The sequence below is a fragment of the Gilliamella sp. B2887 genome, assembly GCF_026537015.1.
Classification (GTDB): domain Bacteria; phylum Pseudomonadota; class Gammaproteobacteria; order Enterobacterales; family Orbaceae; genus Gilliamella.
This window is the reverse complement of record NZ_JAFNMX010000006.1, coordinates 32,268-59,163: the sequence shown is the minus strand read 5'-3', so window position 1 is coordinate 59,163 and position 26,896 is coordinate 32,268. Positions and strand designations below refer to the sequence as shown.

General features: G+C 34.8%; 21 protein-coding genes. 16 read left to right on the top strand and 5 right to left on the bottom strand.

The annotated features are described in order from the left end of the window. Nucleotides 1-534: 534 nt before the first annotated feature. The 7 genes from J3U13_RS06405 (at nt 535) to J3U13_RS06375 (ending at nt 10,171) form a co-directional block, all read left to right on the top strand. Nucleotides 535-1,434 carry an endonuclease/exonuclease/phosphatase family protein gene (locus J3U13_RS06405; protein ID WP_267340911.1) on the top strand — a complete coding sequence of 300 codons (900 nt, stop codon included), beginning with the start codon at nt 535-537 and terminating at the stop codon, nt 1,432-1,434. Between the two features lie 181 nt (nt 1,435-1,615). Continuing rightward, complete coding sequence (locus tag J3U13_RS06400) at nt 1,616-2,521, top strand: endonuclease/exonuclease/phosphatase family protein (protein WP_267340909.1); 906 nt, start codon at nt 1,616-1,618, stop codon at nt 2,519-2,521. Between the two features lie 659 nt (nt 2,522-3,180). Continuing rightward, entirely contained in the window at nt 3,181-5,082 is a 1,902-nt protein-coding gene (locus tag J3U13_RS06395; protein ID WP_324123821.1) for an enterotoxin, read from the top strand. A gap of 841 nt (nt 5,083-5,923) precedes the next feature. Next, nucleotides 5,924-6,391, top strand: a complete 468-nt coding sequence (locus J3U13_RS06390) for an ester cyclase (RefSeq protein WP_267340907.1) — start codon at nt 5,924-5,926, stop codon at nt 6,389-6,391. Between the two features lie 338 nt (nt 6,392-6,729). Then, nucleotides 6,730-9,090 (top strand): TonB-dependent hemoglobin/transferrin/lactoferrin family receptor, encoded by a 2,361-nt coding sequence (locus J3U13_RS06385; RefSeq protein WP_267340905.1) that lies wholly within the window; start codon nt 6,730-6,732, stop codon nt 9,088-9,090. Between the two features lie 195 nt (nt 9,091-9,285). Continuing rightward, complete coding sequence (locus J3U13_RS06380) at nt 9,286-9,411, top strand: hypothetical protein (protein ID WP_267340903.1); 126 nt, start codon at nt 9,286-9,288, stop codon at nt 9,409-9,411. 127 nt (nt 9,412-9,538) lie between these two features. Next, nucleotides 9,539-10,171, top strand: coding sequence for a hypothetical protein (locus J3U13_RS06375; protein ID WP_267340902.1), 633 nt, complete (start codon nt 9,539-9,541; stop codon nt 10,169-10,171). 94 nt (nt 10,172-10,265) lie between these two features. On the opposite strand, the gene J3U13_RS06370 is transcribed toward J3U13_RS06375, so the two are convergent. After that, a complete protein-coding gene (locus J3U13_RS06370) occupies nt 10,266-11,591 on the bottom strand; it encodes an MATE family efflux transporter (protein WP_267340901.1) in 1,326 nt (441 codons plus the stop codon). A 278-nt stretch (nt 11,592-11,869) separates the two neighbouring features. Here J3U13_RS06370 and rhlE point away from each other — a divergent pair, with 278 nt between their 5' ends. Then, complete coding sequence (rhlE, locus tag J3U13_RS06365; protein ID WP_267340900.1) at nt 11,870-13,174, top strand: ATP-dependent RNA helicase RhlE; 1,305 nt, start codon at nt 11,870-11,872, stop codon at nt 13,172-13,174. A 26-nt stretch (nt 13,175-13,200) separates the two neighbouring features. Next, nucleotides 13,201-13,542 carry a YggL family protein gene (locus J3U13_RS06360; protein ID WP_267340899.1) on the top strand — a complete coding sequence of 114 codons (342 nt, stop codon included), beginning with the start codon at nt 13,201-13,203 and terminating at the stop codon, nt 13,540-13,542. 64 nt (nt 13,543-13,606) lie between these two features. Here J3U13_RS06360 and J3U13_RS06355 read toward each other — a convergent pair whose 3' ends face one another. Then, complete coding sequence (locus J3U13_RS06355; protein ID WP_267340897.1) at nt 13,607-15,199, bottom strand: ABC-F family ATPase; 1,593 nt, start codon at nt 15,197-15,199, stop codon at nt 13,607-13,609. A gap of 1,011 nt (nt 15,200-16,210) precedes the next feature. Between J3U13_RS06355 and J3U13_RS06350 the strand changes: the two genes are divergently transcribed. Beyond that, on the top strand, nt 16,211-17,068 hold the full coding sequence (locus tag J3U13_RS06350; protein ID WP_267340895.1) for a carboxylate/amino acid/amine transporter: 858 nt from the start codon (nt 16,211-16,213) through the stop codon (nt 17,066-17,068). Here the strand turns inward: J3U13_RS06350 and J3U13_RS06345 are convergent. Then, a complete protein-coding gene (locus tag J3U13_RS06345) occupies nt 17,065-18,009 on the bottom strand; it encodes an AEC family transporter (RefSeq protein WP_267340893.1) in 945 nt (314 codons plus the stop codon). The genes J3U13_RS06350 and J3U13_RS06345 overlap by 4 nt on opposite strands. A gap of 19 nt (nt 18,010-18,028) precedes the next feature. After that, entirely contained in the window at nt 18,029-18,802 is a 774-nt protein-coding gene (yaaA, locus tag J3U13_RS06340; RefSeq protein WP_267340892.1) for a peroxide stress protein YaaA, read from the bottom strand. Between the two features lie 74 nt (nt 18,803-18,876). On the opposite strand from yaaA, the gene J3U13_RS06335 reads away from it, so the two are divergent. The 3 genes from J3U13_RS06335 to J3U13_RS11495 all read left to right on the top strand — a co-directional run bounded on the left by J3U13_RS06335 (nt 18,877) and on the right by J3U13_RS11495 (nt 20,333). Continuing rightward, nucleotides 18,877-19,104, top strand: a complete 228-nt coding sequence (locus J3U13_RS06335) for a YccJ family protein (RefSeq protein WP_267340890.1) — start codon at nt 18,877-18,879, stop codon at nt 19,102-19,104. A 6-nt stretch (nt 19,105-19,110) separates the two neighbouring features. Then, the gene (gene rnz, locus J3U13_RS06330) at nt 19,111-20,028 is read left to right on the top strand and encodes a ribonuclease Z (RefSeq protein WP_267340888.1); all 918 of its coding nucleotides are present in this window, start codon (nt 19,111-19,113) and stop codon (nt 20,026-20,028) included. A 194-nt stretch (nt 20,029-20,222) separates the two neighbouring features. Further along, the gene (locus J3U13_RS11495) at nt 20,223-20,333 is read left to right on the top strand and encodes a winged helix-turn-helix transcriptional regulator (protein WP_416380294.1); all 111 of its coding nucleotides are present in this window, start codon (nt 20,223-20,225) and stop codon (nt 20,331-20,333) included. Nucleotides 20,334-20,378: 45 nt separating this feature from the next. Here the strand turns inward: J3U13_RS11495 and argE are convergent, their stop codons facing one another. Continuing rightward, nucleotides 20,379-21,542, bottom strand: coding sequence for an acetylornithine deacetylase (gene argE, locus J3U13_RS06325; protein ID WP_267341012.1), 1,164 nt, complete (start codon nt 21,540-21,542; stop codon nt 20,379-20,381). Between the two features lie 254 nt (nt 21,543-21,796). Between argE and J3U13_RS06320 the strand changes: the two genes are divergently transcribed. The 3 genes from J3U13_RS06320 to J3U13_RS06310 are packed head-to-tail and all read left to right on the top strand — an operon-like array spanning nt 21,797 to nt 26,818. After that, nucleotides 21,797-22,870, top strand: a complete 1,074-nt coding sequence (locus J3U13_RS06320; RefSeq protein ID WP_267340886.1) for an HlyD family secretion protein — start codon at nt 21,797-21,799, stop codon at nt 22,868-22,870. Nucleotides 22,871-22,883: 13 nt separating this feature from the next. After that, a complete protein-coding gene (gene rbbA / locus J3U13_RS06315) occupies nt 22,884-25,682 on the top strand; it encodes a ribosome-associated ATPase/putative transporter RbbA (protein ID WP_267340885.1) in 2,799 nt (932 codons plus the stop codon). A gap of 5 nt (nt 25,683-25,687) precedes the next feature. Continuing rightward, nucleotides 25,688-26,818: an ABC transporter permease gene (locus J3U13_RS06310; RefSeq protein ID WP_267340884.1), complete on the top strand. Its 1,131-nt coding sequence runs from the start codon at nt 25,688-25,690 to the stop codon at nt 26,816-26,818. The last annotated feature ends 78 nt before the right edge of the window (nt 26,819-26,896 follow it).

Below are 26,896 nucleotides of genomic sequence, written 5' to 3'. Positions count from 1 at the left end.
CTAGACAGTTTTCCGAAATCAAAAAAACAGGTATTATCAACAATTGATTTAGATAAAATTGAATCTAAAGAGCGTTGCGAAGTTATGATTTTGCAACCAAATGGTTATCATGAATTTTATTCTACAACAGATCGTCAATCCGGTAATGTTTATTCACAGTTAACTTCACGCGATACTTTCCATAAATCCTAAAATAATCAGGAGTTGTTCAATTGGAGGTGAAGACCTTAAACACAGTTTTCAATTGGCGATCAGAATTCACTCAATGGGCATAAATCAGTTTAAATTTATGCCCATGTTTATTTAACCTTATTAAATCCCAGTCCGTTAAATAATCATCCAGTAATATTTAAAAAATAGGTTTACAGTATTCCTGAATTTAAGGCTTGAAGTGAAAGTTAAATAATCCAACCAATCCGATGTATTTTGAATAAAATTATTGAACTGTATCACACAAATTATAAAAAAAGATTCCTTTATAAATCATTCAATATAATATCTATGAAAAGTATAAATAAATGAAAGGAATAACGTATGATTAACATTAAATTGAAATTCGCGGCTATTATCGGTGCTATTATTCTGAGTTCTTCGGCAGCTTTCGCATCAATTGAAGAAGCAAAAGAATTAAAAATCATTAGCTATAATGTCTATAATGGCATGAAATTGGATGAGTCAAAAGGGAAACAAAAATTCATTGATTGGGTCAAAATGCAAAATGCCGATATTATTGCTTGGCAAGAGATGAATTTTTTTACTCGTGAAAAATTGGAAAAATTTGCAGCGAGTTATGGACACAATTACGCCGTACTATTAAAAGAATCACCTAATGATCCTGCTGTCTTCCCTGTAGCGATCACTTCAAAATACCCAATTGTTAACGTCAATAAAGTTGTTGATAATCTATGGCATGGTGCTTTGTATGCGGATGTGGGTAACTATCATTTTGTCATAACGCATATGAATCCATTTTGGACTTCAAAAAGAATAGATGAAATCAATTTAATTATTGATTCAATCAAATACAGTTCCGATCCTAAAGGAAACTGGATTATTGCTGGCGATTTAAATTCGTTTTCACCGGCAGACAAAATTGAATATGACAACAGTCATTTATTGGAAGATATCAAAGAGAAACAAAAGAAACGTCCAATTTTAGATAATCTTGTTAATGGTCAATTAAGTTACACTGTGCAACAAAATCTACTTGATGCGGGTTTTATTGATGCTTTAAAATTGAAAAACAAATCATTCATTTCAACTGCGCCAACTAAAGTATTTTATGATCAGGCATCAACACCATTGCGCTATGATTATATTTATGTATCTGAGAAACTTAAAAATAATGTCATTGATGTGAACGTTTTGAAAGATGAATTTACTGATACTTATTCCGATCATTATCCAGTACAAATGACAATTTTTAATAAATAATCTTAAGTCCATTTAAATTGTCAATACGCCATGCTGCAATAGCATGGCTATTTTTAGCTACGTTAATTTTAACACTAAAAACGTTGGGTTGTGATAAAAATCTCAAAAACAAACTATCATTTAACGTAATATAACTATTGAGTAATTTTAACTCGCTGAATCTTTTATAAGGATAGTTAACGTGAAAAAAAATTTTTTGATAGTTACTTTTATGGGGTTGTTTTCATTCTGTTTTAATGTTTATGCCGATGAAGATCTGGTGAAAACACAATTTCAAAGTTCGCCTAATAAAATTTATGCAGAAGGTGAACAACCTCAAATAACCGTTGCCAATTACAATATTGCAGGTGGACTAAGAAAGCACAAAGTTGATCTGGATTTAGTCGCTAATGCCATTAAAGCCATGAATGCTGATATTGTCACACTTGAAGAAGTTGATCAAAAAACCTCTCGTAGTAATGGAGTAGATCAGGCAAAAGTTTTAGCTGAAAAAACCGGAATGCATTATGTTTATGGAAAAGCAACGGAAATGAAAGGAGGAAATTACGGTAATGCGATTTTGTCAAAATATCCTATCGAAAAAAATAAAGTTTTTTTGTTGCCATCCGGTTCTTATGAGCAAAGGTCTCTTATGCTTAGCAAAATTAATGTACCGGGCTTTGATTCACCTGTTTATATCTTCAATAGCCATTTTGATTGGCATGAAGAAGAAGAAGTGAGAATGTCACAAGCTCGATTTATTAATAGTATCGTTTTTGATGATCTTGATTTAGACAATGAATTCCCTAATCTAGCTAGTGGCATTATGATCTTGCTAGGAGATTTTAATTCTGTTGAAAGTGACAAGGTTATTAAAGAATTGGGTAAATATTGGAATCGAGTTAAAAAAGAGGGTGTTGATACTCGCACTTGGCCAGCGGGTAATCCTGGATTAGATCTGGATCACATCTTTACCAGTCGTAATCAAATATGGCATGTAGATCAATTGATCATCCCTAATGATGGTAATGAGTGGAAGGGCATCAAATGGCCATTAGTCAGTGACCATATCCCCGTGATAGCTAAGTTAAAATTATTAGAACAATGATAAATGGGTTATGTGCCCATTTTTATTTTTTTAAAGTATCGATTATTCGCCATCATTTAACAATTAAATGATGGCAATTTGATGTTTTCCAGAAAATTTTTTTGGGAGTTTACGTAACAACTGTGTTTTTTTTAAAAGAAGAGTAATTTATCGCTCATCAAAAAGAGAGCCGTTTATTTTTACTCATCGGTAAATCCTAGTATTAGGGGTTACAGGCTAAAATGACAGATACTTTTTATTAGCAAAAATTATCTTCAGCTTGAAAATGATGATCAGAATATTGAGCGTATTTTAAACCAATTGGATCAATGTAATTTTTTAAAATGAGTATGCTGACTGATTCTAAAATTTTTATATTGTGAGGTTCATCACATTGCATGATAAAAGTAACGGTGTCTTTGAAAATTTAAAAGGCTTGCGTTTTGTTACTTTTTTAACTCACGGTAAATTAATTAAATTTCTTCTATCCACTATTTATTAGGTTAGGTTCACTCTTTCCTTTTGATATACACAAAAGTCTTTCTGAGAAATGTTAACAAATTACAAACTGCTATCACGATCACAATTTAAGTGTTCTAACCGAATTATACTGATTATTGAATTTGTTAAATTTTTCTTTAAGTTTTATTGTCAAACGTGAGGGAGTAATGAAAAAATATATGAAAAATTGGATAACAGTCGGGGTATTATCGGCTCTGTGTTTGCCTGTCTATTGTGCTTGGGCTAAGGACTATCAATTATCCGGAGAAAATACTATCATCAAGATTTCGGAGAGTGACGTTAAAAAAAGTATTACTTCTTTAGATTTTATTAATGTTAAAAATAGTCATCAAATCAAAGTTGATACTTTATTTGAAATTACATTAAGTTCGGGTGAAAAACTGACTGATAAAGATTTTCAATTAGAACAATTTTATCAGAAAGATAATAACATGACATTAATGTACACTGGTCATGATATTGATGTTCAAACAATATTATCTTTAAATGATAAGCATCATTTTGCGAGTTTTGAACTGCAAATCACCCCTAAAAGCAAACCGCTTTCAATGACGGCTGTTTCATTAATGCCGTTCCATTCACAGTCGCCTTTTGTTTATGGTTCTGTAGTGAGTTCACCAATAATAAGTGACACTTTTTTTATTATTCCTGAAAATCCGCTTACCCATACCATTGCTTACGAGGGAGGTGTATTGCAAAAAATTCCTCAGGCAATTCCTTTACAAATAAATCATACTTTAAGTTACAAAACGTATATTGGTACTTTTGAAATGGGTCAGCTAAGACGTCATGTTAACCAATTTATTAATGCTGTACGCCAGCGGCCTTATGCACCTTATTTGCACTATAATTCTTGGCTTGATATTGGTTTTTTTAATCCTTATACCGAAAAAGAAGCATTATTACGTATCAATCAGTATGGACAAGAATTGGTAGAAAAACGACATGTCAAACTTGATGGTTATTTATTTGATGATGGATGGGATAACTTAAAAGGTAATTGGGGGTTTAGTATCAATTTTCCTAACGAGTTTAAAAAACTAAAAAGTGCTTCTGAAAAATATCATGCTGCACTTGGTATTTGGTTATCACCCTGGGGAGGGTATAACAAACCTAGAGATACTCGTGTTAAAAATGCATCTGAGTTTGGTTATGAAACCATGGATGGAAAATTGGCACTATCCGGTCCTAACTATTATGCTAATTTTCATAAACGCATTCTTGACTTAATTAATCAACAAAATATCAACATGTTCAAACTTGATGGCACCGGTAATGCTGATAAAGTTATTGCAGGAAGTCAATTTACCAGCGATTTCGATGCTGCGATTGATCTAATTCAAGATATGCGTCGAGCTAATCATAATTTATATGTCAATTTAACAACCGGTACACAAGCCACACCATCTTGGCTGTTTTATGCTGATTCAATATGGCGAGGAGGCGATGATGTGAACTATTATGGTCCAGGTACAAAAGTTCAACAATGGTTGACGTATCGTGATGCAGAAACTTATCGTTCAATTATTATGAAGGGTCCTTTATTTCCATTAAATTCATTAATGTTACATGGCATTGTCTATGCAAAACAGGCTAAACATCTACAACACGAAAGCGATACGGATTTTGCTGATCAAGTATGGAGTTATTTCGCAACCGGTACCCAATTGCAAGAAATGTATATTACTCCTGAATTACTTTCTACCACAAATTGGGATACTTTGGCTCAAGCGGCAAATTGGGCGAGGAATCATCAACATATATTATTTGATACGCATTGGATAGGACAAGATCCTACTAAACTGGCTGTTTATGGCTGGGCTAGCTGGACTAAGGATAAATCAATTGTTACCTTACGCAATCCCTCTGATAAACCGCAAGTTTACTACCTTGATTTACGAAATGATTTAGAACTGCCTGCCAATGCCGTTCAAGATTTTCAAATCACGATTGATTATGCAAGCCAATTTCATGCAGATAAACCTGCCACAATTGAAAAAACCGCAATGATCACTTTAGCACCATTTGAAACCGTTATTATGTCTTTAACACCTCAGTGAGAATAAAATATCTTACCTTATTTTTGTTAAGGTAAGATGTTATTTTTTAGGCTATTAAACCACGTATTTATCGAGTTTGAAATATTCGCTAATCTATATAACTTCGTTGAATTATTAACAATGGTTAATAGGTAGTTTATCAACATCAGAATAAAGAAATATCCCTTCTAATAGTTTCATTACGCCCTGCTGAGAGGGAAAACAATGCTTTATCATATTAGGGAAAAAGTTTTAGCGAGAAAGTAAGGTAAATAAGTTAAAATTTGCCCGCTTGGTTGTCCGATTATCCAAATGATTTTTTAAAAACAGCTTTTTATCTACTTTTGTTCTAACAAGGTAAAACTTTATAATGAGTTCTATGGATAAGCGTATTGGTTGGTATTGAACAGGATCGTCCTAAATTTGATTAAGCATACACAACACCGGATGAAACTTTGGCATCCCTCTTTTTACAATCTAACCATTTTTTCCGGAGGTCTTATATAGGAAAGCAGATTTGTTGAGAAATACCACCAAATTTCACTGTAACACATTAAAACGTATAGTTTCGTTATCAAATGTTTTTTAGATTATTTAACTTGATTGGTCCACCTTCTCAGGATCGCATTACGAATCAGATAAGGATGATCAAATTGGACTGGAATGTGATTAAATCATTAGGTTATTTAACTCTATTTTCTCCTAATAATTTAAAGCGTCACATTAAATCGACCATAGCTGCACTATGGTTATTTATTGTTTTCGTCCAATTTTACTGTTACCATTTAATGAGTCTACATCATAGACTAATAGCAATTAATCACACGAATTCTTTGGTTTAAATAATTATTTAGGAGTCGATATGAGTATAGTAAAAAACGGTATTATCGCATTATCATTATTATTTATATCAAGCACTACAATAGCCATTGACAAACCAAGTCGTGATATTGTCCAAGAAGAAAAAAACAGAACATTGGTCATTAATTTTTATAATGATTTTTTTAATAAACATCAAACTAACGGAGCGATGAATCTTCTTCCTGAAGATTATAAACAGCACAATCCTTATGTTCCAGATGGTCGAGCCCCATTTATTGCTTACTTTTCCTCATTTTTTAACGAACATCCGCAATCGAGTGCACGCATTATTCGTACAGCTGTTGATGGAGATCTTGTTTGGCTTCATGTTCATATCAAAGAAGATGAAAAAGATCCTGGCAAAGCTGAACTTGATATATTTCGCGTCAAAGACGGTAAAATTGTTGAACATTGGGATGTAATTCAAAATATTCCTTCAACTGCTGCAAATTCTAATACCATGTTTTAATTAATACCATGTGGTAGCAATATTTAAATTTAATAAAAGCACTTAATGGGTGCTTTTATTCATTTTCTTTGCCAGATTCTATTTTTGCACTAAATGAATTCTTCACTACTTAATATGTCGAAATGATATAAAAATATTCATTTTTCGCTGGATTCAAAAACTCCATCATAACTTATTTAACAAGCTCAAACAGCGATATTTTTCTTTTCATTTGTCACTAAACCGAATATACTTTCCAACTTATTGAATGATAATAATTATCATTATTAATTGCGTGGTTAATAGTTAATAATTATTTATCATCTAAATATTGATTAATTTTATGGAAGGAATTAAATATGAAATGTAAAAAGGCAGGTATAATCGTACTCTTTGTGAGCTGTTCCCTCCACGCCGAACCATTAATAGGTGAGAATCTCACGCCAGATAATGATGAAAAGCAATCAAAAGTAACCAATAAATCTCGTTCATCTAAGTTAAATAAAACGGACTCTTCGAATGATGATATTGACGATGTTATAACCGTTTTTGCTCGATCGACTACTCAAGATGAACGGAAAAAGATGAACAGTGTTATTGCTGGGCGTTCTACACTCTCCTCAGGGTTAATTGAACAAAAACAGGCCGATAATGTAGCGGAATTACTTAATACATTACCTGGTGTTAGTTCTGCTGGTTCGGTAAGACCAGGTGGACAAACTTTGAATATTTGGGGATTTGGCAAGGTTGAAGATGTCAAAATTATTGTCGATGGTGCCCAAAAAGGCTTTCAAAAATATCAACAAGGTTCGGTGTTTGTTGAGCCGGAATTGCTGAAACAAGTTGAAGTGAATAAAGGTCCGCATGATGTAAAGTTTGGTAATGGCGGTTTTGGTGGTGTGGTTACAATGGAAACTAAAGATGCAATAGATTTGCTTGATCCTGACCAATATGTAGGTACCTTGGTAAAATACAGTTTTCATTCTAATAATCATCAAAATATGGTGACAAGTGCCGTTTATGGGCGAACGCAAGATGATAGGTTTGATGGTCTGGTTTATTATACCAATCGAAATAGCGGTAATTTCAAACGACCTGATGGCTCCAGATTTGTTTTTTCTCAGGACGATATGGATACGTATATGGGAAAGTTAAATTTTAGACCCAATGAAGAACACACGTTTACAGTTTCCGGTATTCGATCTCAACGTGATTCATGGCAACCATGGGCTGCAAAATATGTCGAAAAAATGACGCCACCCACATCCGATCAAATTAAAAAATATGGTTATAAAGCTGCATGGTTACGAAAGTTGGTGAAACGTGATCAACAAGACGAATCTGCACAATTTAAGTGGAATTATCAGCCAACTTATAATCCGCTAATCAATTTGACGTTACACGCCACGTATTCAAAAACAAAACAACATGATACCCGCCCTAAAAAATATAATCCGGTGGCTTCGTTAGGGACAATGGGTAATGAAAGTTGGGTGAGTTATACCGACAAAACTATCGATCTTGAAAATGTGAATCTATTTAATACCGGTGCTATCGATAATGCATTAAAAATTGGATTGCAAGCACATTTACATGATCGTGATACGTTAATGTATTACAAAAATTATGCTAAAAAACCAAATTATAACTATGGATATTTTCAACCCGCTTATATGCCATCAGGTAAACAACAAAACTATGGTTTTTATATACAAGATGAGCTTTCAATTGATACTTTTGTTCTCACACCATCGCTTCGTTATGATTATGTTCGTAATCACGGTAAGCAAAATTATGCCTCAGCTTACAATGATCCAGAACCGCGTTTTGGTCATGACTATTCACCTGTAAATTATTCAGGTTGGACCCCAAGATTTGGAGCCTATTGGCAAACAACACAAAATGTCGGTTTTTTTAGTGATATGAGTTACGCTTGGCAAGCGCCGACAATAGATGAGACTTATGAGGTACAATTTACACCTAAAAATGGCGGTTCGGGTAAAATTAGTGCAACGAGTCGTAATTTAGAAAAAGAGCGTAACTTGTCAATCCGAGTGGGTAATATACTCGATTTCAGTAGTCTGTTTTCAGAAAACGATAAACTACAAATTAGGAATACTTTATTTAGACAGCAAGTTAAAAACGAAATTTTTGTTACCCGTGGCTTTAATGGTTCAATTTGTGGTCCTCATAAATTATGTCCACTTGGTCAATCCAATTATCACAATGTGCCGGGGAAATTAGTGATACAAGGTTTTGAATTAGAAGCTTTTTATGATAGTAAATATTGGTTTGCTAGTGCCACATACTCTATTCAAAAAGGGGAACGCGATTCAACTCCACAGGCACCATGGATGCATAACAAAACTTATGTGGCAACAATTGCCCCACGCACCGCTACACTAACAACCGGTATTAAAATTCCAAAATGGAATGTCAGAGCCGGGTGGAATGCCCAATTTGTACGCAAACAAGATCGCACAGGATTAGAAGATAGAAATCATGACGGATTAAATGATCTGGGCGCTTATGGATTAGGGCGATCGTCGGGGTATTCAATACACAATCTTTTTGCGAGTTGGCAACCGACTTTTCTGCCTAAAGCCGAAATTAAGTTAACCGTTGATAATCTATTTAATAAAGATTATCGACTTTATTTAGGCGAAAACACCTATGGACTCGCCCGAAATTTTAAAGCAAGTGTTTCATACCGGTTCTAAACTTTATTTCAATTTGGATACTGCCAGTTTACTGGCAGTGTTTAGAGAATAAAAAATTGAATATTTCTTTTCTCAAATATTGATCAATTTTTATTGGTTACCATATGTGTTTATAAATTAATATGTTATTATTTTTTTTAGGTAATTTAATGCTCTAAAATGAAAATTAGTTTTAGTAATAAATGGTGTTTCTATATGAAAATGATTGATGAAGAATTTGTAAGAAAAATAGATGATAAATTGATCGGCGATGGTGTGATTTTGCATGCAAGAATTTTGCGTGTAGCAGTAGAATGGATGAAGGAAAATAAAATAAAATAAAATAAAAGCTAGCCCTTTAGATGATAATATAATTACCTCAATTGAATTGATCTATAAATCGTTATATCCTTCAGGTAACTTTTCATTCCCTCCTTTAATCTCAGCAGGCGTTGCGGTTAGAGATAGAATGTATCTTGTCAATATAAACTTAGTTTATGGCATCTATGCAATTGACCCTTTAAAATCAATCGATATATCCGAAAAAGAACTTAACTATGTGTATCATCATCATCTAAAACAATTTAACAAAGCATTTTTTGGTGCATGTGATCTTTGGGATTTTGCTTATAGTATTCAAGAAATTCTTACGATAGGAACTAATAAAGAAGCAGAAGCATGTTTTCAAAATGCTCACGAACAACTTTCTGCAACAAGTCGTATTTTGATTCATAATCCTAATAATACATCTTCTATTCAAAGTGCTTATCTCGCTGCAGAACTTAGCCTTAAAGGCGCACTTTTCTATTTTAATCAGAAAAAAGAAGATTTTAAAAAAAAGATAAGAAATAGTGGTCACAATTTAGTTGATGCTGCAAATTATTTAATAAGTATAAAACCTACCAAGTATGATGAACTCTTAATTGAAACTTGTGAAAAATTTCCAAATTATGTTCAAAGTCGTTATTCTTCAAATGATTTGAGCTGTATTGAATTAATGAATTTAGCAATGAGATCAATATTTGTAGCAGCAGAATCCGTCAGGCGAATTACTGACCGATATATTGTAGGAGATGAATATTTATTACGACCTAAATTATAATGTGATATCTAAAAGAATTATTGAATAAGATGTGTTAATCAATATTGAAAAACAGTAAATAGAATGAAATCCATTTACTGCTGGTTTAGTTAAATCAACGCATAAAATATTGTTTCGATCGATTAATCCAAATCACTAAAAAGAGTGTGCGTCCTAAACTAAATAAAATATAGGAAAACCACAAACCGTTATTGCCCCATATTGGTACAAAAATAGATTGAGCGATTAACCAAAGTAAAAGGGCAAGGATCATAGAATCACGAATAGAAGATGTATAACTGATGCCTGAAAACACCCCGTAATAGATCAATCCACCAGCAACCACAACCGGAAAAATAACTAACCAATAATGGTATTGTAGACAAAGATTAATGATGTCATTTTGATTGGTTAATAATCGGATTATCGCGGTATCAAAAGCAAACCAGATGGCAATTAATATCACCGGACAAATCACACACGCTTGCAGTGACCAACGCAAGGTTTGTTGGTATAACGCCCTATTTTGCGTGCCTTTAGCTTTACCACTAAAGACACTTGACGCATTAGCAAAGCCATCAAATAAATACGCCATTAAGTAATGGATTTGAAACAGTACCGCATTAGCCGCCAATACTTCAGTACTAAAACTTGAACCAATCGAAATAAAATGATTGGTCACAACTAGCAGGCAAATGGTTCGAATCATTAAATTGGTATTAACGAATATCACCCCTTTTATTGACTGCCAAGAAAGGATCGATTTCAAATCCGTTTTTTGTTGTGATTGGGGTAAATAGCGACCAATAAACCCGATCCCTAACAACGTACAAATCACTTGCGCACTGAGTGTTGCAAATGCCACGCCTTGAATATTCCAATGAAAGCCCCAAACAAAAATTACCGCCATAATAATATTGAGTAAATTAATCAATACTTGCAAAAACAGTACGGCTTTTATTTTTGACATCCCCATTAACCAACCAATCAGCACATAGTTAATCAGTACAAACGGGGCGCCCCAAATTAATATCGAAAAATAGATATCTGCATAATGCCTAACTTCTTCATTCGGCTTGATGATTTGCATTGAAGCACCAAAAATAAATTGCCGAAAAACAATAAATAACATGCCTAACACAATCGCAATAAACAGGGGGCGAATTAACGAAGAACGCAGTAATAGAGGATCATCTAATGCTTGTGCCGCAAATCCGGTGGTACTCACACGTAAAAAACCAAATAACCAATAAATGGTATTAAAGATCACCGCGCCAACGGCAATGCCTGCAATAAAAGCAGGATTGGGTAGATGACCGACCAACGCAGTATCAACCACCCCTAGTAAAGGGGTAGTGATGGTTGAAATGATAAATGGTATAACTAAAGCTAAGTAGTCTTTAAAACGGTACGGTTTATTTATATGGTTTTGAGTTTTCATTATTAAAAACCTGAGATGGATTCTAAAAGATGTTTAAGAAATACTATTAACGCAATTCAGATTTGGTATTGTATCAATTTGTTCAAATATTTGTCCTAAATAAAAGAATTAACTTGGTTACGTTCAAAAAATGTGGTAAATCAATGTAGATAAAAAGGATTACTGTATCTCATTATTTTCAAACTTATACTCATCATTAAATAATCAGACAATTATTATTAAATTGCTCTATAATAGGGATGTTTATTTTATCTTTTGTTTATTTTAGGAATCAATACATGTCATTTGACTCTCTTGGTTTAGATGCCAAGATTTTAGAAGCAATTCATGAGCAAAACTACACCAAACCGACACCCATTCAACAACAAGCCATCCCAATTATTTTATCAGGCAAAGATTTAATGGCCAGTGCCCAAACAGGGACAGGTAAGACAGCTGGCTTTGGCTTACCAATTTTGCAGAAATTAGTTGAACAACAAGCGAAGACAAGCAATAGATCTGAACCTAAAAAAGGAAAACGTCCATTATATGCATTGATCTTAGCGCCAACCCGCGAATTAGCAGCTCAAATAGGAGAAAATATTCGTGATTATAGCCGATATTTACCAATACGTTCTTTAGTGGTATTTGGTGGGGTAAGCATTAATCCTCAAATGATGAAATTGCGCGGTGGCGTGGACATTTTAATTGCTACTCCTGGTCGTTTACTCGATTTGGTTCATCAAAACGCAGTGGATCTATCATCGGTTAAAATGTTAGTATTAGACGAAGCGGATCGCATGTTAGACATGGGCTTTATTCATGATATTCGCCGCGTGATTGCTAAATTGCCTAAGAAACGTCAAAATTTAATGTTTTCGGCGACTTTTTCCGATGAAATAAAAGCGTTAGCGCAAACCATTTTAAATGCACCTGAATCTGTTGCTGTTGCGAAAACCAATAGTGCGTCAGAGCAAATTACTCAATATGTGCATCGGGTTGATAAGCGTCGTAAACGTGAATTGCTATCTTATATAATTGGTCGAGATCAATGGCAACAAGTTCTTATTTTTACTCGGACCAAATACGGTGCCAATCATTTGGCCGATCAATTAACCAAAGATGGCATTAAAGCAGCTGCGATTCATGGTAACAAAAGCCAAGGAGCTCGAACTAAAGCCTTAGCGGATTTTAAAAATGGTCAAATTAGAGCTTTGGTGGCAACCGATATTGCGGCCAGAGGTTTAGATATTGAGCTATTACCTTACGTTGTCAATTATGAACTACCGCAAGTGGCAGAAGATTATGTGCATCGTATTGGTAGAACCGGACGAGCCCAAAATCAGGGACAGGCGATATCATTCGTTTGTGTTGATGAGCTTGCTCAATTAAAATCAATTGAAAAATTGATAAAAAAAACGATTCCAGAAATTTTTACTCAAGGATTTGAAGTCGATCCTCGAATTAAAGCGGAGCCAGTAAATAAAGCGACAGCCAAGCGTGCTCCAAAAAAAAGAAGACGTGTTGATAAGACTCGAACTTCTAAAAATAACCAGAATAGTATGAAGCAATCTAACCATCATACATATTCTAAAACTCACTAAATTATTCAAAGTAGAAGGATATTATTATGGCTAAGGTTAATCGCAGTCGTCGTTTAAGAAAAAAATTACATATTGAAGAGTTTAAAGAATTAGGTTTTACCGTAAGTTGGTCTTTTGACGAAGGTACCAGTGAAGAAACCATCGATAATGTTGTTGATCAATTTATCGTTGAAGCAATACAAGCAAATGGTTTGGCTTATGAAGGAAGTGGGTATTTAAGTTGGAAAGGTATCATTTGTACGCAAAAATTGGGTAATTGTACCGAAGAGAATCGTGATGTTGTCACTAAATGGCTTGAAGGTCATGGTCTAAAAAACGTTAAAACCAGCGAATTAATTGATATTTGGTGGGATGAATTAGATTTCTAACCTCTAAACGGTTGTTAAGAAAATAGCCACATCAGTGGCTATTTTTATGGGGCGAAACCTGAGTTTAATTAATCCCTTGACTTCGCAAGTAATCTTCATAATTACCGGTATAATCATTTACTTTTTCAGGGGTAATTTCGATAATTCGTGTCGCAAGTGAGCTAACAAATTCACGATCGTGCGACACAAAAAATAGCGTTCCTTGATAAAGCTCTAATGCCATATTTAACGATTCTATGGACTCCATATCCAAATGGTTGGTTGGTTCATCCATCACGATAATGTTTGGACGTTGCATCATTAATTTACCAAATAGCATACGTCCTTTTTCACCACCAGATAGGACTTTAACTTGTTTTTTAATGTCATCTTGTGAAAATAATAAACGACCTAAAATGCTGCGCACTGCTTGTTCATCATCGTTTGGTTGTTTCCATTGACTCATCCAATCAAATACAGTTAGATCTTCTTCAAATTCATACTCATGATCTTGTGCATAATACCCGATATTGGCATTTTCTGACCATTTGATATCCCCTTGTTCTTGGACTAATTCGCCCATTAAGGTTTTCAATAATGTCGTTTTACCAATACCATTGGTACCTAAAATAGCCACTTTTTCACCAACTTCGACCATTAAATTGAGGTTTTTAAATAGAGGTCCGTTATCAAATCCTTTGGTGAGATTTTCAACGACCAGAGCATTACGAAACAGTTTTTTATCCTGTTCAAAACGAATAAACGGATTTTGTCGGCTCGATGCTTTCACTTCTTCTAATTTGATTTTCTCAATCTGTCTTGCCCGGGAAGTCGCTTGTTTTGATTTGGATGCATTTGCACTGAAACGGCTAACAAATGATTGAAGTTCACTAATTTGGGCCTTTTTCTTCGCATTATCAGCTAATAAACGCTCTCTGGCTTGTGTTGACGCGGTCATATAGTCATCATAATTACCCGGATAGATACGCAACTCTCCGTAATCCAGATCCGCCATATGAGTACAAACCATATTCAAAAAGTGCCTGTCATGCGAAATGATGATCATGGTGCTTTCACGTTCATTTAAAGTATCTTCTAACCAACGTATGGTATCAATATCTAAATTATTGGTTGGTTCATCTAATAATAAAATATCGGGATTAGAAAATAGCGCTTGGGCTAAAAGTACCCGTAATTTCCAACCGGGAGCGATTTCGCTCATTAATCCATAATGTTGTTCTATTGGAATACCAACACCAAGCAATAATTCACCCGCACGAGCTTCGGCACTGTAACCATCCATTTCGGCGTATTGGGTTTCTAGATCGGCAACTTTAAAACCATCCTCCTCGCTCATTTCCGAAAGCGCATAAATCCGATCTCGTTCTTGTTTGATTTGCCATAATTCTGTGTGTCCCATAATCACAGTATCAAGAACAGTATATTCTTCAAAAGCAAATTGGTCTTGGCGTAATTTACCTAATCTTTCATGTGGATCTAATGCAATATTTCCCGATGAAGGCACTAAGTCGCCTCCGAGAATTTTCATAAAAGTTGATTTACCACTACCATTGGCGCCAATGAGTCCATAACGATTGCCATTACCAAATTTAACAGAAATGTTTTCAAATAAAGGCTTACTGCCAAATTGCATTGTGATGTTATTTGTACTTAACACTAAAATTTTCTCTCGCTTTAAATACATTTTGCTCGAAAGATAACTATCAATCTAAGCAAAACCGTTGAAATGTGATTTGGCGCATATTATGCCATAAAATGGCTTTCTTTAGGATCTTTGATTTATTAATCAGTACGGGTTATTTGTGGTGCTATGATGTCTGAAGATTGCATATATATAGAGTACAAAGTATTTATTTATGTGAAATGATCACTTTTTTAACGTTCTGTTTCAATATCACACAGTTAGTCACAATATCTGAAATCTTTTTCAGTCTTTACAGTGTTTTTTACTATTAGCAACATTAAGTTTAATGGAGTAACACATTTTAAAGATTTAACCGTTTAATGAGTCGCACTGCGATCAAATTCCGAATAAGCGGATTCGATGTTGATTATTGAGTATGTAGTGGCAATCCAATTGAATGTGATTGGAACAAGGATAGAATGAAAATTAAGTGTTTTTATATGTCTTATTTTGATAACACTTGAGCTCAGGTATTTTTATTCAAAATTAAGCCAGTAGCAGGTATGAAGTTTTTTGAAAATAAGTCCAAGCACGGAGCGATGAATTACTTTCTTTGATCTTAGATGACAAAAAACAGGGAACCAATTCTCATTGACCATGAAAGAACCGGCATTTTTTTGTTTGATGAAGGTCAAAAATAGATATTGAATATAAGAGACAAAGGTAATGAGCAATGAATCATTTTTAAAGCTGAAACACCAATTGATTGATGTGCTCTCGATCAATTCAGTGTATTACATTTTAATTAATAGAAAAAAATAATACATGTTTGCTTAAATTGGGTTGAGATTATTTGGGTGATCCGAAGGGTAACTTTAATCATGGAGACGATAAAGACTTTTATATTGAAAAAACATTTAATCCATGGATAGAGTAATGACTTAATTTATGCAATTGTAATCAATTCAGATTGCAAAAGGTTTACAACTGATAATTGAATTGTTACGATGCGTGCCTATTTATTACTACTTAACTCATTAAATTATGTTTTATCTTATCTTTGTGACCTTAGTTTGGTCATTCTCGTTTAGTTTCATTGCTGTGTATTTAAGTGGTCAGGTTGATACTTGGTTTGCAGTAGTGATGCGTGTTTTACTTGCGTTCGTTACTTTTGTGCCTTTTTTACGCTTCAAAAACATTAAATTACCAGCGATGTTACTTTTGATGGGCGTTGGTGCTTGTCAATTAGGTATCATGTATTTTTTTTATTATAATTCCTTTCAATATATTTCAGTCCCGGAAGTGTTACTCTTTACTATTTTCACGCCAATTTATGTCACGGTTATTTATGATTTATTGCAACACCATCCGTTAAGGATCAGTTATCTTTTTACCGCTATGCTTGCCGTAATTGGCGCGGCTATAATTCGTTATGACCATATCAGCACAAACTTCATCATTGGATTTTTATTGATTCAGGGTGCTAATATTGTTTTTGCTTTAGGGCAGGTTGGTTATAAAAGAATTATGGAAGTTTACCCATTACCACAACATCAAGCTTTTGCATGGGTCTATTTAGGTGCAGTCATTGTTGCCACAATAGGTTGGTTATTATTTGGTGATGCATCGAAATTACCCACGACTAATGTACAATGGGGAATTATTATTTGGCTTGGGGTGATTGCTTCAGGATTGTGTTATTTTTTATGGAATTACGGTGCAACCCAAGTCGATTCTGGAACATTAGCCATTATGAATAATGTCATTATTCCAACTGGCATTTTAGTTAATGTAGTGATTTGGCATCAGTCACTCGATTGGGGGCGCTTTATATTCGGTAGTGTAGTGATTATTTTAGCATTAATACTACACTACCAAATTAAAACTCGCTCTCATCACTAAGGTAAATGGGTCATAATTGATAATATCAATGGTGTTGTCACAGATGATAATGCCGTTGATATAAGCAAACTTGAAGCAATAGGACCCTGTAATACCTCAAATTGTCTGGCCATCATGTAACAATTGATGGCAATGGATACTGAACTTAATAGAACTACAACTTGCAATTCTAACGTTGGTAATCCTAAAAGTTTGCCAACAATATAGGTCACAATCGGTAGAATGACTAATTTTAATATACAGATTGAACCGGTTATCAATAGTTGATCTCGAATTTTATATTCCGCAAGTCCCATTCCTAATACAATAAGTGATAGTGGCGCAGTCATATCACTGACCATTTTTGTCGATTGATTGATAAAATTTGGAATTGGTAAACGCAGGTAATTGACGATAATTCCCGTAAAAATTCCAATAATAATCGGATTTCTTGATACATTTTTTAGTGCTTTGATAAAACTGCGGCCCGAAAGTTTACCCATTTGTACAAATTCAATTGATACCGTAGCCAATGTCCACAAAATTAAGGCATTAAATATAACAATCATGGCGACAATGGGAATTGCGTGATCGCCGAGCAACATTTTTATAATCGGAATACCAACAAATACTGTATTGGTATAAATGCCTCCCATTGCAAATAACGTGCTCTGAGAACCATTTAATTGGAACACGTTCGATGCTATAAGGCAACCAATAGCAAATACAATAAACGATCCACCAAAAAATACCAGTAACAGTTTGATATCAATTTCCGACTGTTCAGAAAAGTGACTCATAATCTGAAATAACATTATTGGAAATGCAATATAAAAAGTAAATTTAGTTAAACTGTCAGTTACAGTTTTTTGCCATCGACCTAATTTTACAGCTAAAAATCCGAGCAATATTAAAATAAATAAGGGCAGAGTAGATAAAAATTGTGCCCACAACGTTATCAAAAAATTCATAAAGATTAGTTTATTGATGATTACGAATAAAGTTCCAATTTAATTCAGTTGACCGTTTCGAGTCAAATTGATAACCCGAAAGATTAAAATCTTTAATATCATCACTGTTATCTATGCCATTTTTAATAATATAACGGCTCATAAGCCCTCGAGCTTTTTTGGCATAAAAACTAATTACTTTGTATTCGCCTTTGCTTTGATCTAAAAAAATTGGTTGTATAATTGTTGCTTTCAACTGTTTAGATTTGATTGCTTTAAAATATTCATTCGACGCTAAATTAATTAAGGTGGGATTAGTGGATGTACTGAGTTCCTTATTTAGATAATCGGTTAGTTGATCACCCCAGAATTGATAAAGGTTACGGTTATTGCCATTTTTCAAACCAATGCCCATTTCTAAACGATAAGGTTGTATTAGGTCAAGAGGTCTTAATACACCATAAAGTCCAGACAGTATCCGTAAATGTGATTGAGCAAATTGTAGATCGTCATCATTAAAATCTTCTACATTAAGCCCTTCATATACATCGCCTTTAAAAGCTAATATAGCTTGTCTAGCATTATTTAAATTAAAATCAATCTGCCAATTTTGAAAACGTTCATGGTTGATCTCAGCTAATTTAGGACTAATAGACATCAATTTAGCTAAATCATCAATCGTTAATTTTTTACAGTCTGTAATAAGTTCCTTCGATTTCGAAATGAATTGTGGCAAAGTATGTTTTTGCGTCATTAATGGGCTTTGATAATCAAGCGTTTTGGAAGGAGAAATAATTGTCAGCATAAACGATGGACCTATTGTAATTTGCATAATTTGGGGTTATTTTACACCTAATCAACCAAAAGAGGAGTAATAAAATGAATTCAACCAAAAAAGAAATACATGACATTCGATCTTGGGCAAATATTCGTGAAACTTCCATTGAGATAGCTGAAGCTATTTTTGAATTAGCTAAAAATGATGAAACACTTGCTGAGCAAATTTGGGAAGAAGGTAGCGATGAAGTCTTAAAACTCGCTTTTTCCAAAACTAAAGCAGACAAACTCTTTTGGGGTGAACAAACCATTGAGCGCAAAAACGTTTAATCTTTTATGAAATTAACTTTTTTAGGAACGAGTGCTGGGGTGCCAACAGCTGAACGCAATGTTAGCAGTATTATGCTCGATCTCCGGCAGGAAAGAGGGCGTTTATGGCTTTTTGATTGCGGCGAAGCAACTCAAATGCAAATGCAAAAGACTAAATTTAGTCTGGCTAAATTAGAGATGATCTTTTTAACACATTTACATGGTGATCATCTCTTTGGTTTACCTGGCGTGTTAACAACGCGTTCTTTGATGCAAAACCAATCGCCATTGACCTTAGTTGGTCCAAAAGGCATTCAACAATTTATTCAAACTGTTATTGATATTAGTTACTCTTGGCTGACCTATCCTTTAAATATTATTGAACTTGAGCAAGATGGTTTGGTTTTTGAGGATAATAAGTTTCGCGTTGAAGCCAAATTATTGGCGCATCGTGTCCCGTGTTTTGGGTATCGAATTATTGAAAAAGATTTGCCAGCGTCATTGGACATTGATAAGTTAAAAAAGGATAACATTCACATCGGTTCTTTTTATGGCGATTTAAAAGAAGGTCGAACCGTTACGTTAGAAGATGGTAGGATCATTCATGGTAAGGACTATCAAGGTCGTATTAAAAAAGGTAAAAAATTAGCCATTTTAGGCGATACCATTCCTTGTCAGGCCTCAATTGACTTAGCCAAAGATGTGGATTTATTAGTTCATGAAGCAACCCAAGAACAAGCCCTTGAAGAAAAGGCGCTTGAGCGAGGACATTCCACAACTGTACACGCCGCAACTATTGCCAAACAAGCTCATGTTAGGCGTCTTATTATTACGCATATTAGTCCTCGCTATACCTTGAATGACAAAACAAAATTAGTCAATGAGGCTAGGAATATTTTTGCACCTACTGAAATCGCAACTGACTTTGCTACTTTTCAAGTATAGTAAAGTGAACCGATCTTATTTTGTAGGAGTTAGCTTCCTTCGTAAAAATCATTAATCTTAAAAATCCTCGATTTTTGTAAAAAATATTGAGGAGTCTATACCGTCTTATTTTTCTTTAAAGAATAAAATGAATAAATCTTATTGGGAGGTTTTGGATGAAGTGGTATATAAGGGGCATGAAATAATATCCACAAATTCCCCCTAAAGTGGAATATGGGTTATTAGACCGAGATAAGTCTTTGGTACCGATTTTAGATAGGCTTTGCCAATGGGGAAATAACCATAAAGATGACAAATTATCCTAATTTAAAGTAACTTCATTCGCCGACGATGTCGGCGTTTTTATATGATTAAAGACAAAAATCTTTGATCAAATTTTCTATCGTTAATTTTGTTGGTTTTATAAAGTCCATTGAAATAAACTCGTCTGGTTGATGAGCTTGTTCAATAGAGCCAGGTCCTAAAACTATGGTTGGCGCAATTTGATTTAAATAAGGCGCTTCAGTACTGTAATTGACAGTTTGTGCTTGATGACCCACTAAATTTTCAATGTGTTGCAATGCGGGATGGTCTTTTTTACATTCGTATCCCGGAATGGGGGATACTTCGTATTGTACTGAAATACGATTAGGGTATTTATCCATAACAGGTTTTAAAGCTTGGCATAGTGCATTATAAAGTGAATCAACATCATTATCCGGTAATACTCTTATATCAATAATTAATTCACAACAACCACATATACGGTTTGCTGCATCACCGCCATGAATTACACCTAAGTTAAGGGTGGGATAGGGTACACTAAAACCTTCATTATGGTATTGTTCTTTAAATTTTTGTTTAAGGATTAATAAACGTTCAATGACCAAATGCATAATTTCGATAGCGTTAATGCCTTTGTCTGGATCACTTGAGTGTCCAGACTTACCAATCACTTTGATTGAATTGGATAAAAAACCTTTGTGTGCTCGAATGGGAATTAACGATGTAGGTTCTCCAATGATTGTGCAATCGGGTTGTAATTGCGTTTGTCTGGCAAAAAATGAGGCGCCAGCCATTGAGGTTTCTTCATCTGCGGTGGCTAGTACATAAATTGGTTTGGTGAGTTTTTTTAGATCAATATCTCGCAGAGCATCAAGAATAAAAGCAAAAAATCCTTTCATATCGGCGGTACCCAGTCCATATAACTTATTATTTTCTTCAGTTAATTTGAAAGGATCTTTTGTCCATTGACCCTCATCGAAAGGGACTGTGTCACTATGCCCACTGAGCAATAATCCACCTTGAGTCCTATTTTCATCATTGGAATATGTTGCTAACAAATTGTATTTATTGCGAGTATTTGGAACGGGTTGTATATCGATACTAAAGCCTAAATCTGAAAACCACGACGCTAATTTGTCGATGAGCAGCTTATTAGAATAATCTAATTTTTCATTAGTAACATTGCTAATTGTTGGGGTAGATATAAGTTCATTATATATCGTTAAAAAAGATGGAAGAGTCATAAAAATCACCTTTAAAAAATAGTCAATATGTCCTTTTACATTATTATAAGAATAGCATTTAGATGATTCTTTGACTATCAAGGTATTTAAAATACTATTTTAAATTCAAATTTTTAACATTTTTTGCTGTTAATTGTTGTGTTTATTTTATTTATAAAAAACTTTTGTTATTATTTAAACAATATGGATAGAGGTTATAAAATTTATTATTCATTTAGTCTTAATAAAAAAATTAATTATATACAAATAAGGCATTATTCATGAAAAAAATTAGCAAGAAATGGATTATTATCATACTTATCCTTGTCGCATTTGGTTTTATTTTGTATCAACAGTTCGCAAGCGATGGTTATGGGTCAGATTTTACGAGTGGTAATGGGCGTATTGAAGCAACTGAAATTAATATCTCTGCTAAGTTAGCGGGTAGAATTGAAAAAATCAATGTTGATGAAGGTGATTTTGTTACAGCGGGTCAACCTTTAGTAATTATGCAAACGGATACGTTACAAGCTCAGTTAAATGAAGCCCAAGCTCAACATCGACAAGCAATGAGTAATGAAGCGACTTCTAGAGCTCAAGTTGCCTTAAAAATGAGTGACAAAGTGGCGGCTTTAGCCGGTGTTACTCAAAGAGAAAGTGATTTAGACATTGCCAATAAACATTTAGAACGCACCGCAGCACTTTATAAAAAAGGGGCTATTTCAGTTCAACAATTTGATGATGACACCGCTAAAGTAAATAGTGCAAAAGCAGCATTAGACTCTGCTAAATCACAAGTTACCGCTGCTGATGCGGCCATTGAAGCTGCGCAAGCTGGTGTGGAAAGTGCTAAATCTGCTATAAATGTAGCGCTAGCCAATATCAATCAAATTCAAGCGGATATTGATGACAGTACATTAACTGCACCCGTTGATGGACGTATTCAATATCGTATTGCCCAACCAGGTGAAGTTCTACCTTCAGGTGGTAAGGTGTTAAATCTGGTTAATCTGTCAGATGTGTATTTAACTTTCTTTTTACCGGAAATGATTGCTGGTAAAGTGGGTATTGGTGACGAAGTAAGATTGGTTCTTGATGCTTTACCCAATAAAGCAATTTCAGCCAAAATTTCATTTGTCTCAAGCGTTGCGCAATTTACGCCTAAAACCGTTGAAACTAAAGATGAACGTCAAAAACTCATGTTCAGAGTGAAAGCACAATTAAGCCCAGAATTGTTAAAATGTTATATAACTCATGTTAAAACCGGCCTTCCAGGTGTGGCTTGGGTAAGACTAGATCCTAATACGGAGTGGCCTTCAGGTTTATCTGATGTTGCAAAATGCCAAACTAAATAATTGGAGATAGCATATGTCAGAGTCAAATAAAAAGGATTTGACGTTACTTGCTGAAGGTAAGGCCATTGATGATGCGGTTGTAAATGTAAGTCATGTCACCTTACATTATAAAAAAACGTGTGCGCTTAATGATGTTAGTATTGCCATCCCGCCTAGATGTATGGTGGGACTGATTGGTCCTGATGGTGTTGGTAAATCTAGCTTATTATCATTAATAGCGGGCGCACATGTCATTCAAGAGGGATTAGTTTACGTTTTAGATGGTGACATGAAAGATAAATCCCATCGTAAAAACGTCTGTACCCGTATTGCTTATATGCCACAAGGATTAGGGAAAAACCTTTATCCTACACTTTCAGTCGAAGAAAATTTGCAATTTTTTGCTCGTTTATTTGGTAACGATGCTGCTGAAAGGCGACGTCGTATCGATGAGTTAACTAAAAGCACTGGGTTGTATCCTTTTTTATCTAGACCCGCAGGTCGCCTTTCTGGAGGGATGAAACAAAAAGTCAGCTTATGTTCTGCCTTGATTCATGATCCTGATTTACTTATTCTTGATGAACCAACAACAGGGGTCGATCCTCTTTCTCGCGCGCAATTCTGGCAATTAATCAATAAAATTCGTGAACAACGACCACAAATGAGCGTGATTGTTGCAACCGCTTATATGGATGAAGCGCAAAACTTTGATTGGCTGGTTGCAATGTATGGCGGTAAGATTCTTGAAACAGGCACGCCTCAAGCATTATTAGCCAAAACAGGTAAAGATAATTTAGATGATGCCTTTATTCAATTGATGCCAGAAGATGCTAGAGAAGGTTATGAATCGGTTGAAATTCCCCCATTAGATTTAAATAAAGATTTACAAGTGGCGATTGAGGCAAAAGGTTTAACCAAGCAATTTGGTGATTTTGTTGCAGTTGACCATGTTAATTTTTCAATCAAACAAGGCGAAATATTTGGTTTTTTAGGATCTAATGGTTGCGGTAAATCCACAACGATGAAGATGTTAACAGGGTTATTACCAATATCATCAGGTGAAGCTTGGTTATTTGGTAAACTGGTTGATGCAAGTGATATTAATGTTAGACGTCATTTAGGTTATATGTCTCAGGCTTTTTCGCTTTACAGTGAATTAACGGTTGAACAAAACTTAGTTTTACATGCCCGTCTATTTGGTATTGAAGAAAGCAAAATTCCAGCAAGAGTTGAGGAGTTAGTTAAGCGTTTTGGCTTGGAAAATGAATTAAAAAGTTTACCAGATAGTCTACCGTTAGGGGTTAAGCAAAGGCTTTCTTTATCTGTTGCGGTGGTTCATAATCCTGAAATTCTTATCCTAGATGAACCGACTTCCGGGGTTGATCCCATTGCTCGGGATGACTTTTGGCGTTTAATTATCGAACTTTCCCGAAAAGATAAAGTTACGGTATTTATTACTACCCATTTTATGAATGAGGCGGCACGCTGTGATAGGATTTCACTCATGCATGCTGGTAAAGTATTAGCCAGTGATACTCCTGATAATATCATCCATTCCAAAAATGCTAAAACGCTGGAAGAAGCTTTTATTCGTTATTTAGTTGATGCTGGTGCAGATGATACCCATAGTGATGAAAAAGCAAGTGAAGAGCCTAAAACTTTAACCAATAAACAAGCTAATACAACGCAAGATGCTCACCTACAGGGATTTAGCCTAACTCGGATGATTGGGTGTATGTGGCGTGAAACTTTAGAGCTATCGCGCGATCCATTGCGAGCTTTGTTAGCACTTTTAGGTTCAGCTATCTTAATGTTGGTTATGGGCTATGGTATCACCATGGATGTAGAAGATTTAAATTTTGCGGTGTTAGATCGTGATCAAACTATTACCAGTCAAAATTATATTACCAATCTTTCTGGATCTAAGCGCTATTTTATCGAGAAACCGCCAATCCTTGATTATGATGATATGGATCATAGGATGAGAAGTAATGAGATAGCATTAGCTATTGAGATTCCACCAAATTTTGGTCGAGATATTCAACGTGGTGATCCGGTTAGTATTGGAATATGGATTGATGGTGCAATGCCTTTGCGTGCCGATACGATTAAAGGATATGTACAAGGAATGCATCTTGCTTGGTTAAGTGACAAAATAAAAACAACCACCGGAACGGCATCGAGTTCATTAGCAAATATTGAAACTCGATATCGTTATAATCCCGATATTAAAAGTTTACAAGCTATGGTACCGGCGGTTATTCCTATTTTATTATTAATGATTCCATCGATGTTAGCGGCACTATCCGTAGTACGTGAAAAAGAGATGGGGTCGATAATTAACTTATATGTTACGCCTGTCACCAAAACTGAATTTTTATTAGGTAAGCAAGTTCCATATATTGTGATTTCGATGCTTAGCTTTTTATTATTGCTGCTTATGGCGGTGACAATATTTGACGTACCAATTAAAGGCAGCTTGTTGACTTTGTGTTTGGCTGGATTAGCTTATTGTATTATTGCAACAGGCTTTGGATTACTTGCTTCGACAGTAACACGCAGTCAAATTGCGGTTATCTTTTTAACCTGTGTTGGTACGATGTTACCTGCGATACAATTTTCTGGTTTACTTAATCCGGTTGCATCTTTAGAAGGTAGTGGACGATATATTGGTGAAGTTTATCCAACCACCCATATGCTTATTATTGCTCGAGGGGTTTTTAATAAAGCATTAGGACTTTTTGATTTACATAACTCTATATTTGCCTTGTTTATCACCATTCCGATTATACTGTGCGCAAGTATATTCCTACTCAAGAAACAAGAAGGATAGATATTATGCAAAGTTTTATTAATATTTATCGCTTAGGTATTAAAGAGTTATGGGGATTGATTCGTGATCCAATTATGTTGCTGTTAATTGCCTACTGTTTTACGCTTGATATCTATACTGCAGCAACAGCAACTTCAGACTCGCTTCATCATGCGTCGATTGCGGTAGTTGATGAAGATGATTCGCCATTATCCAGACAAATTATTGCGGCGTTTTATCCACCCATGTTTAACCAACCGGTAAAACTAAACTCTATGGATGAAGTTGATCGAGGTATGGATACCGATAGTTATACTTTTGCATTGAATATTCCACCTAACTTTCAACGCGATGTGTTAAATAATCAAAGTCCAGAAATTCAACTTAATATTGATGCAACACGAATGGGGCAGGCTTTTGTTGGGAATGGTTATATTACCCAAATTGTGACCAACGAAATAACAAAATATTTCAATCAAATCGATAAACCCACCAGTCTGCCGGTGAATATCGAAGTTCATGCTGCATTTAATCCCAACTTGACCCGTTCTTGGTTTGGTTCCGTTATGGAAATCATCAATATTGTGACCACGTTGTCGATTATTTTAACTGGCGCAGCTTTAATGAAGGAACGTGAACATGGTACTATCGATCACTTGCTTTCAATGCCAGTTACACCACTTCAAATCATGATATCAAAAGTTTGGTCGATGGGGCTTGTCGTGCTTGTTTCAACATGGGGGGCACTCTTAGTTGTTGTTCATGGTTGGCTAAATGTTCCAATTGAAGGCTCGATTACCTTGTTTTTAATTGGGGCAGCTCTACATTTATTCGTGACAACGTCACTTGGAATCTTTATGGCGACTGTTGCCAAATCAACAGCACAATTTGCCATGTTATTTATTTTGATTCTTCTACCTTTACAGATGCTTTCTGGTGGTAGTACACCACGTGAAAGTATGCCTGAAGTAGTCCAAAATATCATGTTGTTTGCACCAACAACGCATTTTGTTGAATTAGGGCAGGCAATTTTATATCGTGGAGCGGGTTTAAGTGTTGTTTGGACATCTTATGCTTGGTTATTAGCTATTGGTAGTGTGTTCTTTCTTATTGCGCTTAAGCGTTTTCGTAATTCAATTGTTAATATGGGATCATAAGATCCCATATCTGCTATAACATGGAGCATCATTTTGTCTATTTTTGACTGGTTATTATCTTCATTGATGCAATAGACA

Coding starts and splice junctions, on each gene's coding strand:
- J3U13_RS06310 (WP_267340884.1), top strand. CDS start 25,688: ATGCAAAGTTTTATTAATATTTATCGCTTAGGTATTAAAGAGTTATGG.
- J3U13_RS06380 (WP_267340903.1), top strand. CDS start 9,286: ATGAAAATGATTGATGAAGAATTTGTAAGAAAAATAGATGATAAATTG.
- J3U13_RS06320 (WP_267340886.1), top strand. CDS start 21,797: ATGAAAAAAATTAGCAAGAAATGGATTATTATCATACTTATCCTTGTC.
- J3U13_RS06405 (WP_267340911.1), top strand. CDS start 535: ATGATTAACATTAAATTGAAATTCGCGGCTATTATCGGTGCTATTATT.
- J3U13_RS06375 (WP_267340902.1), top strand. CDS start 9,539: ATGTATCTTGTCAATATAAACTTAGTTTATGGCATCTATGCAATTGAC.
- rnz (WP_267340888.1), top strand. CDS start 19,111: ATGAAATTAACTTTTTTAGGAACGAGTGCTGGGGTGCCAACAGCTGAA.
- J3U13_RS06385 (WP_267340905.1), top strand. CDS start 6,730: ATGAAATGTAAAAAGGCAGGTATAATCGTACTCTTTGTGAGCTGTTCC.
- J3U13_RS06370 (WP_267340901.1), bottom strand. CDS start 11,591: ATGAAAACTCAAAACCATATAAATAAACCGTACCGTTTTAAAGACTAC.
- J3U13_RS06350 (WP_267340895.1), top strand. CDS start 16,211: ATGTTTTATCTTATCTTTGTGACCTTAGTTTGGTCATTCTCGTTTAGT.
- J3U13_RS06390 (WP_267340907.1), top strand. CDS start 5,924: ATGAGTATAGTAAAAAACGGTATTATCGCATTATCATTATTATTTATA.
- J3U13_RS06360 (WP_267340899.1), top strand. CDS start 13,201: ATGGCTAAGGTTAATCGCAGTCGTCGTTTAAGAAAAAAATTACATATT.
- J3U13_RS06395 (WP_324123821.1), top strand. CDS start 3,181: ATGAAAAATTGGATAACAGTCGGGGTATTATCGGCTCTGTGTTTGCCT.
- J3U13_RS06335 (WP_267340890.1), top strand. CDS start 18,877: ATGAATTCAACCAAAAAAGAAATACATGACATTCGATCTTGGGCAAAT.
- yaaA (WP_267340892.1), bottom strand. CDS start 18,802: ATGCTGACAATTATTTCTCCTTCCAAAACGCTTGATTATCAAAGCCCA.
- rhlE (WP_267340900.1), top strand. CDS start 11,870: ATGTCATTTGACTCTCTTGGTTTAGATGCCAAGATTTTAGAAGCAATT.
- rbbA (WP_267340885.1), top strand. CDS start 22,884: ATGTCAGAGTCAAATAAAAAGGATTTGACGTTACTTGCTGAAGGTAAG.